Here is a 17,032-nt window from a genome sequence, read left to right as displayed (position 1 = left end):
CGCCAGAACAAACCGACGGAGACACCATGACCAAACAGCCCGCCACCGAAACCGCGATTCCGACCGTCAAGCTGCTGATCAACGGCGAATGGGTCGAATCGGCCGCCACCGAATACCGCCAGGTCGTCAATCCGGCCACGCAGCAAGTGCTGGCGCGCGTGCCGCTGGCCACGCGCGCCGAGGTCGACGCGGCGGTCGGCGCGGCGCAGCGCGCCTTCGCGAGCTGGCGCCATACGCCGATCGGGGCCCGGCTGCGCATCATGCTGAAGTACCAGGCGCTGATCCGCGAGCACAGCAAGCGCATCGCCGCGATCCTGACCGCCGAACAGGGCAAGACGTTGTCCGACGCCGAGGGCGACATCTTCCGCGGCCTGGAGGTGGTCGAGCATGCCGCGTCGATCGGCACGCTGCAGCAAGGCGGCTTTGCCGAAAACGTGGCCGCGACCGTGGACACCTACACGCTGCAGCAGCCGATCGGCGTGTGTGCCGGCATCACACCGTTCAACTTCCCGGCGATGATTCCGCTGTGGATGTTCCCGATGGCGATCGTCTGCGGCAATACCTTCGTGCTCAAGCCGTCCGAGCAGGACCCGCTGTCGACGATGGAACTGGTGGCGCTCGCGCTCGAAGCGGGCGTGCCGCCCGGTGTGCTGAACGTCGTGCATGGCGCCAAGGACGTGGTCGACGCGCTGTGCACGCATCCCGATGTCAAGGCGGTGTCCTTCGTCGGCTCGACCGCGGTCGGCACCCATGTCTACAACCTGGCCGGCAGCCACGGCAAGCGCGTGCAGTCGATGATGGGCGCGAAGAACCATGCGGTGGTGCTGCCCGACGCGCACAAGGAGCAGACGCTGAACGCGCTGGTCGGCGCCGCCTTCGGCGCGGCCGGGCAGCGCTGCATGGCGACCTCCGTGGCGGTGCTGGTCGGCGCGGCGCGCGGCTGGGTGCCGGACCTGATCGCCAAGGCGCGCACGCTGAAGGTCGGCGCCGGCGCCGAGCCCGGCACCGATGTCGGACCGGTGGTGTCGGTCGCGGCGAAGCAGCGCATCCTGGGGCTGATCGAGGCCGGCGTGCAGGAAGGCGCGACGCTGGCGCTCGACGGCCGCGATGTCAGCGTGCCGGGCTATCCGGACGGCAACTTCATCGGACCGACCGTGTTCACCGACGTGACGACCGGGATGTCGATCTACACGCAGGAGATCTTCGGGCCGGTGCTGGTCGTGATCGGCGTCGACACGCTCGACGAGGCGATCGCGCTGGTCAACCGCAATCCCTTCGGCAACGGCACCGGCGTGTTCACGCAGAGCGGCGCCGCGGCGCGCAAGTTCCAGAGCGAGATCGACGTGGGCCAGGTCGGCATCAATATCCCGATTCCCGTGCCGGTGCCGTACTTCAGCTTCACCGGCTCGCGCGGCTCCAAGCTGGGCGACCTCGGGCCCTACGGCAAGCAGGTGGTGCAGTTCTATACGCAGACCAAGACCGTGACGGCGCGCTGGTTCGATGACGAGACCGTGAACCAGGGCGTCAACACCACCATCGCGCTGCGCTGAACCGCGCCAACGGACAGGAGACCTCGATGCATATCGCCTTTATCGGCCTGGGCAACATGGGCGCGCCGATGGCGCGCAACCTGCTGAAGGCCGGCCACACGCTGACGGTGTTCGACCTCAATGCGCAAGCGCTTGCCGCGTTGCGCGACGCCGGCGCCAGCGGCGCCGATTCGCCGAAGCAGGCAGCCGCCGAGGCCGACATCGTGATCACGATGCTGCCGGCCGCGGCGCACGTGCGCGGCGTCTACACCGGCGAGAACGGCGTGCTGGCCGGCGTGCGTGCCGGCGTGCCGCTGATCGATTCGAGCACGATCGACCCGGCGACGGTGCGCGAACTCGCCGCGCTGGCCGCGCGCCAGGGCAATCCGTTCGCCGACGCGCCGGTGTCCGGCGGCACCGGCGGCGCGCAGGCCGGCACGCTGACCTTCATGGTCGGCGCCGACGCGGCGCTGTTCGAGCGGCTGCAGCCGGTGCTGGCCGGCATGGGCAGGAACGTGGTCCGCTGCGGCGACACCGGTACCGGCCAGGTCGCGAAGATCTGCAACAACCTGATCCTCGGCATTTCGATGATCGGCGTGTCCGAGGCGATGGCGCTCGGCGCGCGGCTCGGCATCGACGCCAAGGTGCTGGCAGGCATCGTCAACACGTCGACGGGGCGCTGCTGGTCGTCCGACACCTGCAACCCCTACCCCGGCGTGATCGACACCGCCCCGGCCGCGCGCGATTACAGCGGCGGCTTCGGCGCCGAACTGATGCTGAAGGACCTGGGCCTGGCCAACGACGCCGCCCGCGCGGTGCGGCAGCCGCTGTTCCTCGGCGCGCTGGCGCAGCAGCTGTACCAGGCGATGTGCCAGCGCGGAGACGGGCAACTCGATTTCTCGGGCGTCATTCGGCAATACCTCGACGCCGATGGAGGCGCGGCGTGAACGCAAGAGTTGAATCGCTGCCGCAGCGGATCGAGGCCGAGGGCACCGATGAAGTCCGCTTCGAGGTCATCAACCGCGTCGGGCTGGTGACGCTGAACCGGCCGCGCCAGCTCAATGCGCTGTCGTATCCGATGATCGTGGCGCTGCGCCGGCAACTGCGGCAATGGGCATCGCAGGACGCGCAGGACAGTATTGTCGCCGTGGTGCTGCGCGGCGCCGGCGACAAGGCGTTCTGCGCCGGCGGCGATATCCGCGTGCTATACGACAGTTATCGCGACGCCGCGGCCAGACGTGGCGGCGACGATGGGGAACCGCTGTACCGGCGTTTCTTCGTCGACGAATATCAGCTCGACTTCGAGCTGCACCGCTATCCGAAGCCGGTGGCCGCGCTGATGGACGGCATCGTGATGGGCGGCGGCATGGGGCTGGCGCAGGCGGCACCGCTGCGCATCGTCACCGAACGCTCCCGCATCGCAATGCCGGAGACCGGCATCGGCCTGGTGCCCGATGTCGGCGCCAGCCACTTCCTGTCGCGGATGACGCCCGAGCTGGCGCTGTATGTCGGCCTGACCGGCGTGACGCTCGGCGCGGCCGATACGCTGCTGTGCGGACTCGCGGATGTCGCGACCGACAGCGCTTCGCTCGTGGAGTTGGAGACGACGCTGGCCAGCATCGACTGGCCGGCCAGTGACCGTGACACGGTGCTGGCAACGCTGCGCCGGGCGCTGGCTCCCGCGTCGCCGAGCACCGCGGCCGACGCCCCGCTGCTGAAGGTGTTGCCTGCGCTGCTGCGGCACTTCCGCGCCGACGCGACGCCCGCGTCGATCCTGCAAGGCCTCGCCGGTGAACAGGATCCATGCTGCGCCGACTGGGCCGCGAAGACGGCGACGCTGCTGCGCGGCCGCTCCCCGCTGATGACGGCGGTCACCCGCGAACTGCTGCTGCGCGGCCGCCGGCTGGACCTGGCCGACTGCTTCCGCATGGAGCTCGACGTGGTCAGCCACGCCTTCACCGACGGCGACTTCATCGAGGGCGTGCGCGCGCTGATCGTCGACAAGGACCAGACGCCACGGTGGCGGGTGGACAGCCACGATGCGGTCGATCCCGATGCGGTACGCGGGTTCTTCGTGTCGCCGTGGGAAGGCGAGCGGCATCCGCTGTCGGCACCAGCACTGAAATAGGAAAGGGCGCTCCGAAGAGCGCCCTGTATAGCCGACAAGTCTGTCGTCCCCGCGAAGGCGGGGACCCAGCGGCTTGGTCATCCCGCTCCGGCACAGGTGGAAACACCGTTCTGCCGTCCTACCGGTTACGATTCCCGCGCCTTGAAGGAAAAAAGGGCGCTCCACGGAGCGCCCTTCAAGGAGGAAGTTGGGGGTCCGCTTGCCTATTCAGGCAGCTGCCGACACTGATCCCGACCTATCGCCAGCGAATATAGCCACGCTCACAGCTCGAGTCAATGGACCACCTGTCCGAACCAGATTTGGCTAGCGTCGCAGCCCTTCTCTCGGACGAACGGCTTGGAACGTTCGAGCGCTTCACCGGGTCTCGCCGCAGCGCCATTGCGCTCCATCAGGCAATGCTCAGACTTGCCGCCTCGCTGATGACGGTCACCGCCGTGGTAGAGATTGCATTGCGCAACGCCGTCTGTGCCCAGCTGACGGACCACTTCCAAACCCCGGACTGGCTCCGCATGCCGCCCGCTCCCTTTCAGTGGGACAACGAGTTGAAAGCGAAGATCCTGCAGACCGACGCCAGCGCGCGAAAGACTGCGTACGCAAAGATGAACCTGGACGAACGGCAACAACTGGATAGACGCGCGTTCTGCGGCGGCATTGCACCGCACGGTCTTGCATATGAGCACATCCTGAGGGCCCGGCAAAAGGTCGTCAGCGTATCGATGGGACAACTGGTGGTACAGCTGACTCTGTACTTCTGGAAGCGGCTGTTTTCAACGAGCTACGAGCACACGCTATGGCGACCCGCGCTGAAGCACGTCTTCCCGGACAAATCGGTGTCGCGCGCATTGGTTGCCAGCCATCTTGAAGCGCTTTATCAGACCAGGAATCGCATTGCGCATCACGAACCTGTCTACGGACACAGGCTTCAACAAGCCCAAGCCGCTATCGACTTCATTGCACGGTGTCTGCGGCGAGGTGACATCAAAGGTGCCACCCCGCTGGAGAAGCTGCTTCAAGCAGAAATGACGGAGCTGAGAACCCGCGCCGAGTCAGCAAACCGCATCCTCGGCATGCGTGTTCCGCCGGCGCGGCCGCATTGAAGCAAGAGAGGCGCTGATGAGAGCGCCCAAGCTTGCCAACGGAGATTGTCGTCCCCCAAAGCGGGGAACCCAGCGGCTTTCAAAGACGCTGGATTACCGCTTTCGCGGGAACGACATGCGGTACGCGAGCGTGCTCAGGGCTTTGGCGCCGTTGCGGAAGCCGCCGCCGGTGCGACCAGCCCATCGGCGCGGAACATCGCCTTGATGCCCCGCACCGCCTGCCGGATGCGCGATTCGTTTTCAATCAGCGCGAAGCGCACGTAGTCGTCGCCGAAGTCGCCGAAGCCGATGCCCGGCGATACCGAGACCTTGGCCTTCTCCAGCAACTGCTTGGCGAATTCCAGCGAGCCCAGCGCGCGATACGGCTCGGGAATCCGCGCCCAGATGTACATCGATGCCTTCGGCAGCTCCACCGGCCAGCCGGCCTCGTTCAGCCCGCGCGCCAGCACATCGCGGCGCGACTGGTATTGCGCGGCGATCTCGCGCACGCATTGCTGGTCGCCCTCGAGCGCGGCGATCGCGGCAATTTGCAGCGGCGTGAACGTGCCGTAGTCGTGATAGCTCTTGATGCGCGCCAGCGCCGTCACGAGGTCGGCATTGCCCGCCATGAAGCCGATGCGCCAGCCCGCCATGTTGTAGCTCTTCGACAGCGTGAAGAACTCCACTGCGATGTCCTTGGCGCCCGGCACCTGCAGGATCGACGGCGCCTTCCAGCCATCGAAGACGATGTCGGCATAGGCGAGGTCATGCACGACCAGGATGTCGTGCTTGCGGGCCAGCGCGATCACGCGCTCGAAGAAATCGAGTTCCACGCATTGCGCGGTGGGGTTCGACGGGAACCCGAGCACGATCATCTTCGGCTTCGGATAGCTGCCGCGGATCGCGCGTTCGAGCTCGGCGAAGAAGTCGACGCCGGGAATCAGCGGCACCGAGCGGATATCGGCACCGGCGATCACCGCCCCGTAGATATGGATCGGATAGCTCGGGTCGGGCACCAGCACGGTGTCGCCGCGATCGAGCGTGGCGAGCATCAGGTGCGACAACCCCTCCTTCGAGCCGATCGTCACGATGGCCTCGCGCTCCGGATCGATGTCGACGCCGTAGCGCTCGCGATACCAGTGCGAGATCGCGCGGCGCAACCGCGGAATGCCGCGCGAGGTCGAATAGCCGTGGGTATTGGGACGCTGCGCCGCCTCGGTGAGCTTGGCCACGATATGCGCGGGCGTCGCGCCATCGGGATTGCCCATGCTCATGTCGATGATGTCCTCGCCGCGGCGGCGCGCCGCCATCTTGAGCTCGGCGGTGATATTGAAGACGTAGGGGGGAAGACGATCGATGCGCGCGAAGCGGCGCTGGCTCGACGGGCTCGAGCCGGGGGATGCCGGAATGGCTGACATGGTTGTCCTTGTACGTAAGCGCCCGGAACCGTCCGAGCGACGTTGGCGGTTGTCAGTGCCGCCGGCGACGATGTTAATCGGGTTACGGGCGCGCGTCCATCGCCGTCGTGCAGGCGCGATCTCGTGTTGATCGGCCCGCTTCGGCGCGAAGGAGTCCGCCGCACGTCGCGCCAGGCGTATATCCCCTCTTGCTCCCAGCGTGCTTCGGCGTTAAGCTTCGCACGCTTTGTATGCAAAACTTGAACACAAAAAAAGGAGACATAGCGCGATGGATCTCGCTGCCGCCCAACTGCCGATGGTGCTCAATGGTCTGGAATGGTCGGGCTGCGCGCTCGCGATGAGCGGCTCGCTGCTGGTCGCGCTGCACAACAAGGCGTCGCGCTGGGGCTGGATCTCGTACCTGTGCTCGAACATCGTGTGGAGCGTGTTCGCACTGGTGACCGGCACCTATGGCCTGTTCGTGCAACAGCTCGGCTTCACCGCGACCAGCCTGTACGGACTCTACCGGCATACGCAGTTCCATCGGCAGGGCGGACACGCCGGCTCGCACTGAGCCGGACGCCCTCTCGGCCCTCTCCAACTCCGGCCTCTTTACGCGGCTCAGTCGTCGAGCGTTTCATGCACGCCGACGGCGCCGTGCTTCCAGTAGGCCGACGCGCGGATGCGGCGCTTGTCGATGCCGCGCTCGTCGACCAGGCAGGCGCGCACGGCCCGCATCGCGGCTGCCTCGCCGGCGGCCCAGACATAGCCCTCCACGGCAGGCAATTCCAGCCGGCGCAGCGTCGTCAGCAGTTCGTCGCCTTCGGCGCGATACAGCCAGTGCAGTTCGCAGGCGGCGTCGCCGCGCAGATCGACACGCGCCTCGCGATCGTCGACCTGGACGACCACCACCACGCGCTTGCCGGCCGGCAGTTCCTCGACCCGGCGCGCGATCGCGGGCAGCGCCGCTTCGTCGCCGATCAGCAGGTGCCAGTCGAACGCCGACGGGATCACGAAGGAACCGCGCGGCCCGCCGATGCCCAGCCATTGTCCGGGCTGCGCCTGCGCCGCCCAGCTGGCGCCCGGGCCATCGCCGTGCAGCACGAATTCGATATCGAGCTCGCGCGCCGCGGCGTCGTAGCGGCGCGGCGTGTAGTCGCGCGCGATCGGGCGCGGCTGTCCTTCAGGAAACATCGGACCGTCGGGCCCCATCTCCGGCAGCACCGGGCGCTGCTGTCCCGGCGCCGGCAGGAACACCTTGATATGGTCGTCGAACGAGGCCGACACGAAGTCGGCGAGATCGTCGCCGGTAAAGGTCACGCGCAGCAGCGCCGGTGAGATCCGCTGCGTGCGGACCACCTGGATATGGCGGAACTTCAGCGGATGGCGGACGCGCTCGACGGTGAGCGCGGCGTCGCGGCGATCGGTGGCGTCGAAGGATGTGGCACGGTCGGTAGCGGACATGCATTACCTCGGGTTGCGTGGTCGGGCGGGATGCGGCGGCACGGCGGCCGCCTCGGTGTTTTCGATATCGGCGGCGGCGCGCAGCAGGATGTCGGCGATGCGCCGCTGTTCGTCCGGGGTGGCATCGGTGCGCAGCAGCAGCGCCCGCTTGAGCGCCATCCGCGCCTGCACGAATTCCGGCAGCCAGCCGTTGCCCTGATCGTCCGGCTCCGGCGGCGGCTCGCCGGCCAGGGCGCGGCGCACCCATTCCATCTTGCGGGCGGCATGACGCAGCCCGTTCCACAGCAGCGCCAGCCGTTCGCGGTTGGCCTGCAGGAACTCGCGGCCCGGCTCGGCCAGCCGGTAGCACTTGCGGTTGCCGTCGACGTCGACGGCCGCGTGGCCGATCTCTTCCAGGTACGTCAAGGCGGGATAGATCACGCCCGGGCTAGGCTTGTAGAAGCCGGCACTGCGCGCTTCCAGCGCCTTGATCAGTTCGTAGCCGTGGCTGGGCTGCTCGGCCAGCAGGTCGAGCAGCAGCAGTTGCAGGTCGTCGGCGCCCAGCTTGCGGCCGCGGCGCAGGCTGTCGGCATCGGAGCCGAATCCGCCGAAGGGACCGCCGGGGCCGTGGCCGTGCCGGCCGTGATGATGGCGAGGGGGCATGGAACAGTCGCTCGTTATATCGAAAAACATATCTTACGATATAGTCCGCGGCACTGAAGGTCAACCCCTGGCCCTGTTTGCGGCAGGGTCTTGTCGGCTCGGCCCTACTCCCCGAGGAACTCGGCCATGAATTCCAGCCCTTCGATATGGTCGGCCACCACCTTGGCGATCACGGCCAGCGGAATCGCCAGCAGCATGCCCCACGCGCCCCACAGCCACGTGAACAGCAGCAGCGCGACAAACACCGCCACCGGATTCATCTTGGCCATCCGGCCGGTCATCCAGGTCTGCACCACCGAGCCGATCAGCGTCGCGATCAGCAGCGACCCGCCCGCGGCCGCGGCGGCCAGGCCCAGCGTGCCGAACTGCATGAAGGCCGCCACGCCGAGCGCGATCGCGGTCGCGCCGGAGCCGAAATACGGAATCAGATGCAGCGCGGCCGCCGCCAGCGCCCAGGTGCCGGCGTGCTGCAGGCCGATCGCCTTCAGCAAGAACCAGGTACAGACGCCCAGCGCGGCATTGGTGATCAGCAGCATCAGCATGTAGCGCTGGATCTGCCGATTGATCTCGCCCAGCATATGGACGTTGACCTTCTTCTGCGTCAGCGTGCGGCCCGTCATCTTGACGAACTTGCGCTTGAACATGTCGCCCGACACCAGCAGGAAGAAGGTCAGGAACAGCACCACCACGGCCTGCCCCGCCGCGGCAAAGGCGCTGACCGAACCGGCCAGCACCATGTCGTGCAGCGCCCCGGCCGGCTTCTCGATGACGACCGGGGCGCCGCGCGACAGCTGGGGCGTGCCGCCGGTCAGCACGGTCGCCGCGCGCTGGATCTTCTGCCACATCGAGTCGTCGCCGCTGAGCAGCGCCGACAGGCTGCGCGACAGCTTGCGCGCGATCTCCGGCAGCCGGTCGACGATGGCCTCGACCTGGCCCTGCAGCAGATACGCACCGCACAGCAGCACCGCGACCAGGCCCAGCAACACCAGCGTCGCGCCGATCGGGCGCGGCAGCCGCTGGCGATGCAGCGCCGATACCAGCGGATCGAGCAGATAGGTCAGGATCACGGCCAGCACCACCGGGATCACGAACGCCTTGGCGACATGCAGCGCGTACAGGCAGGCCAGCGTCGCCAGCACCACCAGTGCGAGGCTGCCGCGCTGGATCGCGACCGGCAGCGCGCGGGCGCCGGCCGGACCACGGGCCGGCTCGGCGGCCGCCGAGGATGCCGAGGCCGCCGCCGCGGGCTCGTCATCGCGCGCGTCCGCGGCGATGGCCGGGGTGCCCGGCGCCGTGTCCGCAGCATTGTCCGCGGCAGCCTGCGCTGCAGGGCGCGCTGCGGATGGCGCACCGGGCTGCGCAGACGGGGTGGGCGTGGCATGCATGGCGAGGGGACGGTGCGGGGGTGACGAGCGCCGCGCGAGAGGCGCGGTGCATCACTGTCAGCATAGTCGGCGGCTTGCGCGTCCCGCAGTCGGACGGCCGCCGCAAGCCGTGTAGGACAAGCGCGACAGCGTCCTCGCCGCAGCGGGGGGCCGGGTCGCGGCGGCGGCACGGTTTGACAGTCCGTCCCGATCGGCCGATGATCCCCCGCGCCCTACGCCATCCGGCCCACCGCCTCATTTGGAGACATCGCCGTCATGCCCGACCCTCACGCCGTGCCTTCCGCTTCCTCCGACCTGCCCGTCTTGCGCGATCCGGCGGGACTGCCCACGCTGCCTCCGATCGCGGAACCCGGCCAGCCCTGGCAGGCGATCGACACGCCGGCGCTGGTGCTGGTGCTCGATGCCTTCGAGCGCAATCTGCAGCGGATGCAGCAGGCCGCGGACCGGGCCGGCGTCGCGCTGCGGCCCCATGCCAAGGCGCACAAATGTCCGGACATCGCACTGGCGCAAATGACGCGCGGCGCCGTCGGCATCTGCTGCCAGAAGGTCAGCGAGGCGCTGCCCTTCCTGCGCGCCGGCGTCGCCGACATCCATATCAGCAACGAGATCGCCGGCCCGGCCAAGGCCACGCTGCTGGCACGCATGGCCCGCCACGCGCGCATCAGCGTCTGCGTCGACGCGGTCGTCCAGGTGCGCGCGCTGGCCGAGGCGGCCGAACGCGAGCAGAGCGGGCTGACGGTGCTGGTCGAGCTCGACATCGGCCAGGGCCGCTGCGGCGTCGCCGACGCCGACGCCGCGCTGCGCCTCGCCGAACGGATCGCCGCGCAGCCGCGCCTGTCGTTCGGCGGACTGCAGGCCTACCATGGCGGCATCCAGCATGTGCGCGACCATGCCGCCCGGCGCGAGGCCGCGGCGCGCGCCGCCGAGCGTGCCGGCGCGGTCGCGGCCCGGCTCGCGGCGGCCGGTGCGCCCTGCCAGGTGGTCACCGGCGGCGGCAGCGGCAGCGTCGAATTCGATCTGGCCAGCGGCGTCTTCACCGAGATCCAGCCCGGGTCGTACGTCTTCATGGATGGCGACTACGGCAGCAATGAGGGCGTCGCGGCCAGCGGAACCGGCGGCGGGATCGATGGCGGCGGCGCGGCCGAAGCGCTGCGCTTCGAGCACAGCCTGTTTATCGCGACCACGGTGATGAGCACCGCGGCACAGGGCCAGGTCGTGGTCGACGCGGGATTGAAGTCGATGGCGGTCGATTCGGGGCTGCCGTGGGTATGGGAACGCAACACCGGAGAGCGCAACGCCGAGGAACGCAACGCCGGGGAACGCCACGGCGGCCAGTTCGGCGGCGGCAGGCGCAGCACGCGGCTGGCCTATGTCGCCGCCAATGACGAACACGGCATCGTGCGCCCGGTGCCGGCTGCCGGCGGCGAGCTGCCGGCGCTGCCGCAGCTGGGCGAACCGCTGTGGCTGGTGCCGGGACACTGCGACCCGACGCTGAACCTGTACGACACGCTGGTCGGCGTGCGCGACGGCAAGGTCGAGTCGCTGTGGCCGATCTCGGCGCGCGGTCTCAGCCGGTAGTACGAGCCAGCGAGGCCCGCGGGCGGGACGGCCGGGCGCAAGGAGGAGCAACATGATCGATCGCAGCGAAGCCGCCATCTCGCCCTCCCCGCGGCGCCGCAAGGCGTTGGCCGTCGCGGCCCGGCTCGCCTGCTGGACCCTGCTGGCGGCGGCCATGCCGGCGGGCATGTCCAGCGCCCTCGCGCAACCGATCCCCACACTACCCGTTTCGGCGCTCGCTCGTCCCAATGTGGTCGTGTTGCTGCGCCATGCCACCGCGCCGGGCGTCGGCGACCCGCCCGGCTTCGACCTGACCTCCTGCCGGACGCAGCGCAATCTCGATGCGAGCGGGCGCGCCCAGGCCCAGCGTCTGGGCGCGGCCTGGCGCGCCGCGGGCTTTCGTCCCAGTGCGGTGTGGGCCAGCGCCTGGTGCCGTTGCCAGGACACCGCGCGGCTGATGGACCTCGGCCCCGTCACCGTGCTGCCGCTGCTGAACTCGTTCTTTGGCGACGCCGGCGCCCGCACCGATCAGACCGCAGAACTGTCGCGCTTCATCGATCGGCTCGATCCGCGCGGCGGGCCGTATCTGATGGTGACCCATCAGGTCAACATCACCGCGCTGACCGGACAAGGGGCGGACAGCGGCGGCGGCGTCGTGTTCGAACTGTCGCCGGACGGACAGCCACGGCGCCTGTATCGGCTGCCCGCCGGCTGAGCCCCGCCCTACAACGTCGACCCGTGCTGATGGCGGTATTCCTGCGTGCGGCCGCCATAGCCGTACGCCGCCGCGCGGGCATCGATCACATGGATGTACGAGCAGTCGTGCACCTTGCCGATCAGCTCGGACAGCGCATGGTGCACCGCTTCGAGGTAGCGCGCCTTCTCCGCCTTGGTATTGGTCTCGTCGGTGACGCTGATATCGAGATGAAAGGCGTTGCGCCCGAGCGCGGAGAGCGGCTGGCCATCGATGAACCAGGCGTCGTGCGGCACGTACTGGACCGCCACCGCCATCACCTCGGGCTTCTTGCCGAGCACGGTACGGGTCAGTTCGGCGACGGTGGCGGCGGCCTTCGCGGTCAGCGCGGCGTTGGGTTGACCGGAAATCTGCAGTTGAAGATGGGGCATCGCGGTTTCCTCTTCGAATGGTCGTTGCATCAAATGGCAGGTGGCATGGGCCGGCCCGATACCGCCGTGCCGACCCGCCACTGACTCGATGCTAGTGCCCGCCCTGCCATCGGAAAAGCAGGAAAATGCGATACCATCCATCGGTATCGCCGAAACCAGAAGCGAACCTGGAGCAAGACATGCGCGGCTTCGATCTCGAACAATTGCGTACCTTCGTCGCGGTGGCCGACAGCGGCAGCCTGTCGGCCGCCGCGCCACGGCTGTTCCTGTCGCAGTCATCGGTCAGCGAGCAGCTGCGCAAGCTGGAGGAGCGCGCCGGCGTGCCGCTGCTGCTGCGCGGGCGCCGCGGCGTGCAGCCCACCCCGGCCGGCGAACGGCTGCTCGGCCACGCGCGCCGCATGCTGGACCTGGAGGCGCTGGCGATGCAGGACATTCGCGGCGAGACGCTGGCGGGCGAGCTGCGGCTTGCCATCACCGATTACTACCGCACCGCCGAGATCGCCGGCATGCTGCGCCGCCTGCGCGAGCGCCACCCGCAATTGCGGCTGCACGTGACCGTGATGAAGAGCGCGGCGATCGACGCCAGCGCCGACGACGACGCTTTCGATATCGGCCTGACGATGCGCGTAGCGGGAGCGCGCGGCGGCACCGGCGAGCGGCCACGCGCCGGCTTGCGGCCGTTGCGACGGGAGCCGCTGGCCTGGGTCGCCGCGCGCGGCGAAACGGCGCAGATCGGCATGCCGCTGCCGCTGGTGCTGCTGCCGGACACCTGCTCGCTGCACCAGTACGTGGTACGCATGCTCAAGCGCGCTCGTGTGCCCTACCGGGTCTCGCACTCCGCCTCCGGCGTGGCGGGATTGCAGATGGCGCTGGCGGCCGGACTCGGCATCTCGTGTTTGAACCAATCGGCGATTCCGGCCGGCGTGGCCACGCTCGATCCTGCGACGGTGTCGTCGCTGCGGCTGCCGGCACTGCCCGACGTCGAGTTCTGCCTGCTGCCGCCCCGCCGCGGCGAAGCGCCGGTGGTGCAGGCCGCGCGCGAGGTCCTGGCCGAGCAGCTCGGCTGACCGAAGCGGCGGTCTGGCGCGGCACGATGACAGTCCCGTGTCGTCACAAGGCACTGTCATATTGCGCGAGTAGACTCGCAACATCGTTCCGTCATACGGACCGGCGCCGTCGCGGCCCGGCCGCTTCCCTTTCCGCCCAGCCGACCCGATGCCCCTTCCCGCCTCCGACAGTTTCGCCGAGCTCGATCTGCTGCGCGCGCTGCTGGAAGTCGGCGCGGAACATTTCGATATCGACGTGGTGTGCGAGGCCAGCAGCCATGGGCGGCGTTTTCCGGTGTATCTGGCCGGCATCGGCTCGCGCGATCCCCGCGCGCCGGCGATCGGCCTGTTCGGCGGCATCCACGGCCTCGAACGGATCGGCACGCAGCTGCTGCTCGACTATATGCGGGCGCTGCTCAAGCGCCTCGAATGGGACGAGCTGCTGCACCTGCAATTGCGGCAGGTCCGTCTGCTGTTCATGCCGATCGTCAACCCGGCCGGCATGTGGGCCGGCCGGCGCGCCAATCCGAACGGCGTCGACCTGATGCGCAACGCGCCGCAGGATGCCGAGGGGCGCGTGCCCTTCCTCGCGGGCGGCCAGCGCATCGGCCCGTGGCTGCCGTGGTACCGCGGCAGGGCCGGCACGCCGATGGAGGCCGAGAGCACGGCGCTGCTGCGCGTGGTGCAGGCGCAATTGCTGACGCGGCCGCTGAGCTTTGCCGTCGATTGCCACTCCGGCTACGGCTGGCGCGACAGCATCTGGTTTCCCTACGCCCGGACGCAGGCCGCGATGCCCCATCTGCCGGAGATGTACGTGCTGAAGACGCTGTTCGAGCAGGCCCATCCGCATCACGGCTACGCGTTCGAGCCGCAGAGCCACCAGTACCTGGTGCACGGCGACCTGTGGGATTACGCCTATGACCGCACGCCCGCGCCGCATATCTTTCTGCCGATGACGCTCGAACTGGGCTCCTGGCTGTGGATCAAGAAGAATCCGCGGCAGCTGTTCTCGCGCGACGGCTTCTTCAATCCGGTCAAGGCGCATCGCACCGCGCGCGTGCTGCGCCGCCATGTCAGCCTGTTCGATTTCCTGGCGCGCGCCGCCTTCGCGCCGGCGCGCTGGCTGCCGACCGGCGCCGCGCGGCAGGCCATCTGGCGCGAGGCCAGCGAACACTGGCGCGCCCCCGCGGGCAGGCCGGCACGATGAGCGACTGGATCCTGCTGCGCGGCCTGACGCGCGAGGCGCGCCATTGGGGCGAACTGCCGGCGGCGTTGCGGCGCCGCGGCGCGCTGCGCGACGACGATCGGCTGACGATGCTCGATCTGCCGGGCAACGGCGAGCAAGCGGGCCGGCGCTCGCCGGCGTCGGTGGCCGACGTCGTGGCCGAACTGCGCGCCGATGCGGCACGGGCTGGGCTGCGCCCGCCGTACCGGCTGCTGGCGATGTCGCTGGGCGGCATGGTCGCGACCGCGTGGGCGCAGCGGCATGCCGACGAGATCGAACGGCTGGTGCTGATCAACACCAGCATGCGGCCGTTCGGCGCGCCGCACCAGCGCATGCGCCCCGGCGCATGGCCGGCCGTGCTCGGCCTGATGCGATCGTGGCACGACGGGGCCCGCTGCGAGGCCACCATCCATCGTCTGACCTGTGCCCGCACCGATTCGCTGGAATCGGATCTGGCCAGCTGGACCGCGATCCGCGCCGCCGCCCCGGTCAGCCGCGCCAATGCGCTGCGCCAGCTGCTGGCGGCGGCCCGCTTCCAGGCCGGCACCGCGCCGCCGCGCTGCGCGACGCTGCTGCTGTCGTCGGCGGCCGACCGGCTGGTGTCCCCGGCCTGCTCGGCGCGCCTGGCGGCGGCGTGGTCGGTCCCGCATCGCGTGCACCCCTGGGCGGGACACGACCTGCCGCACGACGATCCGGATTGGGTCGCACGCGAGGTCGCCGGCTGGATCGGCTTCCAACGAGGCTAGGCATCGCTCCCGGCGCCGACCTCCGGGGCGGCCGCAACGAAGCCGTCGGCGTGCATGTCGTCGAGCAGCGCCATGCCCGCGGCAACGAACGACGGCAAGTCCGGCACGCGGCATTGTCGACCGAGTGCTTGCAGCAGGCCGTCGGCGGTCAGCGCGCCGCCCGCCTGCCCGATCTCGTGCAGCAGCTGCCAGGCAAGCGGACTCAGTTCCGAGAATCGCACGTCGTCGTCGGCCGTCCTGCGCACCAGCAGAAAGGTCCCCAGTGCCGGCGGCTGCGACGGCCGATACGCCGGTCCGAGCCGATGCACCGGCCAGCGATACGCCAGGGGCCAGGCCAGCGGGCACAGTTGCAGCGGCCGGTCCACCGCCGGTGCGCGGGTCGCGGCCGACGGATCCGCCGCGAGCGGTCGTGCATCGCTGTGGAGCAGCGCCATTTCCACCCACTCGTAATGCGCGAGCTCGGCGAGGAACGGCCGCCGCATCGGCGCCGGCAAGGCTTCGATGTCGAGCGTGTCGACGAAGGCGACGAACTCCTCGGCAATCTCGCCGAAGCGCGGCGTGTGCGAGCGGTGGTCGCGCAGGAAGCGCTCCACCAGCCAGCGCCAATGCTCGGCTCCCAGCAAGGACACCAGTACCGGAAAGGCCCCGCCCAGCAACGACACCAGGTTGCCGGTCACCAGTTCGCGATAGATCCGCACGCGGGCGGGGTCCATGCCCGCCGGCGACGGATGGCGCGACGGATCGCGCAGGTGGCGCGTCAGATCCATCTGCTGCTGCATCGAAGTGCGGGCGATCTCAGCCATGGGCCATTCTCCTCGCTGCGCCACCGGCGCGGGCCTGCAGTTCGCGGATATATCGCAGCTCGCTGGCCAGCTCGGCATAGTCGGGGAAGTTGAAGTCGCGCTCCAGCACGGTCGGGTGCACGCCGAAGCGGGCATAGGCGTATTCCAGCAACGCCCATACCTCGCTCTTGACCGCGGCGCCATGCGTGTCGATCTTCAAGTCGTCGGCTTCGTCGTAATGACCGGCCACGTGATAGGCGGCCACCCTGCCCGGGTCCAGCGCATCGAGGAAGGCATAGGGATCGAAGCCGTGGTTGATCGCGTTGACATGGACATTGTTGACATCCAGCAGCAAGGCACAGTCGGCCTCGCGCAGCACGGCGTTGGTGAAGGTCGCCTCGTCCATGTCCTGTCGCGGGGCGGCGTAGTACGACACGTTCTCGATCGCCATCGTCCTGCCGAGGATCTGCTGCGCACGGCGAATGCGGGCGGCGACATGTTCGATGGTCTCCGCAGTGAATGGCAGCGGCAGCAGATCGTAGAGATGCGCGTCGTCGGTGCAGTAGCTCAGGTGCTCGCTGTAAAGCGGCACGCGGTGGCCGTCGAGAAAGCTGCGGATCTCGTTCAGCAGCTCTTCATCGAGCGGCGCGATGCCGCCGAGCGACAGCGACAGGCCATGGCAGTAAAGCGGATACCGCGCGGCCAGACGGCCCAGCGCCTTGCCATAGGCGCCACCGACGCGCAGCCAGTTCTCGGGAGCGAGCTCGAGGAAATCGAAGTCGCCGGGCGGCGCCTGCTCCAGCTGCGGGATCAGGGCCCTGCGCAGTCCCAGGCCGACGCGGGCGGATGCGGAGCGAGGTGAAAGGACGGAGGAACGGATCGGCACCGACACGGTGAATCTCCTTGGCAATCGATAGAGGACACGGGGCC

Annotated in this window: 17 protein-coding genes; 10 read left to right on the top strand and 7 right to left on the bottom strand. The window is 69.0% G+C overall.

Translation table 11 applies throughout. The features are described from left to right. Positions 1-26 precede the first annotated feature (26 nt). From M1D55_RS03220 to M1D55_RS03205, 4 genes are all read left to right on the top strand, one after another. The gene (locus M1D55_RS03220; RefSeq protein ID WP_456281093.1) at positions 27-1,550 is read left to right on the top strand and encodes a CoA-acylating methylmalonate-semialdehyde dehydrogenase; all 1,524 of its coding nucleotides are present in this window, start codon (positions 27-29) and stop codon (positions 1,548-1,550) included. Between the two features lie 26 nt (positions 1,551-1,576). Beyond that, positions 1,577-2,476, top strand: coding sequence for a 3-hydroxyisobutyrate dehydrogenase (gene mmsB, locus M1D55_RS03215; protein ID WP_064575636.1), 900 nt, complete (start codon positions 1,577-1,579; stop codon positions 2,474-2,476). Continuing rightward, positions 2,473-3,657, top strand: a complete 1,185-nt coding sequence (locus M1D55_RS03210) for an enoyl-CoA hydratase/isomerase family protein (RefSeq protein WP_456281092.1) — start codon at positions 2,473-2,475, stop codon at positions 3,655-3,657. Before mmsB ends, M1D55_RS03210 begins: the two co-directional genes overlap by 4 nt. 275 nt (positions 3,658-3,932) lie before the next feature. Further along, positions 3,933-4,754: a hypothetical protein gene (locus M1D55_RS03205; protein WP_456281091.1), complete on the top strand. Its 822-nt coding sequence runs from the start codon at positions 3,933-3,935 to the stop codon at positions 4,752-4,754. Positions 4,755-4,888: 134 nt separating this feature from the next. Here the strand turns inward: M1D55_RS03205 and alaC are convergent, their stop codons facing one another. Next, on the bottom strand, positions 4,889-6,151 hold the full coding sequence (gene alaC / locus M1D55_RS03200; protein WP_006577854.1) for an alanine transaminase: 1,263 nt from the start codon (positions 6,149-6,151) through the stop codon (positions 4,889-4,891). Between the two features lie 268 nt (positions 6,152-6,419). Between alaC and M1D55_RS03195 the strand changes: the two genes are divergently transcribed. Continuing rightward, complete coding sequence (locus M1D55_RS03195) at positions 6,420-6,704, top strand: nicotinamide mononucleotide transporter (protein ID WP_006577853.1); 285 nt, start codon at positions 6,420-6,422, stop codon at positions 6,702-6,704. Positions 6,705-6,751: 47 nt separating this feature from the next. On the opposite strand, the gene M1D55_RS03190 is transcribed toward M1D55_RS03195, so the two are convergent. The 3 genes from M1D55_RS03190 to M1D55_RS03180 form a co-directional block, all read right to left on the bottom strand. Then, positions 6,752-7,594 (bottom strand): siderophore-interacting protein, encoded by an 843-nt coding sequence (locus M1D55_RS03190; RefSeq protein ID WP_456281090.1) that lies wholly within the window; start codon positions 7,592-7,594, stop codon positions 6,752-6,754. Positions 7,595-7,597: 3 nt separating this feature from the next. Continuing rightward, entirely contained in the window at positions 7,598-8,236 is a 639-nt protein-coding gene (locus M1D55_RS03185; protein ID WP_456281089.1) for a PadR family transcriptional regulator, read from the bottom strand. Positions 8,237-8,340: 104 nt separating this feature from the next. Continuing rightward, the gene (locus M1D55_RS03180; RefSeq protein ID WP_456281088.1) at positions 8,341-9,621 is read right to left on the bottom strand and encodes an AI-2E family transporter; all 1,281 of its coding nucleotides are present in this window, start codon (positions 9,619-9,621) and stop codon (positions 8,341-8,343) included. A 255-nt stretch (positions 9,622-9,876) separates the two neighbouring features. Between M1D55_RS03180 and M1D55_RS03175 the strand changes: the two genes are divergently transcribed. Next, positions 9,877-11,199, top strand: a complete 1,323-nt coding sequence (locus tag M1D55_RS03175; RefSeq protein ID WP_456281087.1) for a DSD1 family PLP-dependent enzyme — start codon at positions 9,877-9,879, stop codon at positions 11,197-11,199. A 52-nt stretch (positions 11,200-11,251) separates the two neighbouring features. Beyond that, a complete protein-coding gene (locus M1D55_RS03170; protein WP_456281086.1) occupies positions 11,252-11,893 on the top strand; it encodes a histidine phosphatase family protein in 642 nt (213 codons plus the stop codon). Positions 11,894-11,901: 8 nt separating this feature from the next. On the opposite strand, the gene M1D55_RS03165 is transcribed toward M1D55_RS03170, so the two are convergent. Continuing rightward, entirely contained in the window at positions 11,902-12,303 is a 402-nt protein-coding gene (locus M1D55_RS03165) for a tautomerase family protein (RefSeq protein ID WP_456281085.1), read from the bottom strand. A gap of 179 nt (positions 12,304-12,482) precedes the next feature. Here M1D55_RS03165 and M1D55_RS03160 point away from each other — a divergent pair, with 179 nt between their 5' ends. From M1D55_RS03160 to M1D55_RS03150, 3 genes are all read left to right on the top strand, one after another. After that, positions 12,483-13,370 (top strand): LysR family transcriptional regulator, encoded by an 888-nt coding sequence (locus M1D55_RS03160; protein ID WP_456281084.1) that lies wholly within the window; start codon positions 12,483-12,485, stop codon positions 13,368-13,370. Between the two features lie 148 nt (positions 13,371-13,518). After that, complete coding sequence (locus M1D55_RS03155; protein ID WP_456281083.1) at positions 13,519-14,556, top strand: M14 family zinc carboxypeptidase; 1,038 nt, start codon at positions 13,519-13,521, stop codon at positions 14,554-14,556. Beyond that, positions 14,553-15,320 carry an alpha/beta fold hydrolase gene (locus M1D55_RS03150; protein ID WP_456281082.1) on the top strand — a complete coding sequence of 256 codons (768 nt, stop codon included), beginning with the start codon at positions 14,553-14,555 and terminating at the stop codon, positions 15,318-15,320. Before M1D55_RS03155 ends, M1D55_RS03150 begins: the two co-directional genes overlap by 4 nt. On the opposite strand, the gene M1D55_RS03145 is transcribed toward M1D55_RS03150, so the two are convergent. Further along, complete coding sequence (locus tag M1D55_RS03145) at positions 15,317-16,123, bottom strand: HvfC family RiPP maturation protein (RefSeq protein WP_456281081.1); 807 nt, start codon at positions 16,121-16,123, stop codon at positions 15,317-15,319. The two genes, M1D55_RS03150 and M1D55_RS03145, sit on opposite strands and share 4 nt — an antisense overlap. Next, entirely contained in the window at positions 16,116-16,994 is an 879-nt protein-coding gene (locus M1D55_RS03140; RefSeq protein WP_456281080.1) for an HvfB family MNIO-type RiPP peptide maturase, read from the bottom strand. The genes M1D55_RS03145 and M1D55_RS03140 overlap by 8 nt, the downstream gene beginning before the upstream one ends. Positions 16,995-17,032 lie beyond the last annotated feature (38 nt).

The organism is Cupriavidus sp. JZ107 (assembly GCF_053903255.1).
The sequence above is the reverse complement of the archived record's forward strand: the minus strand, read 5'-3'. Positions and strand labels throughout refer to the sequence as shown.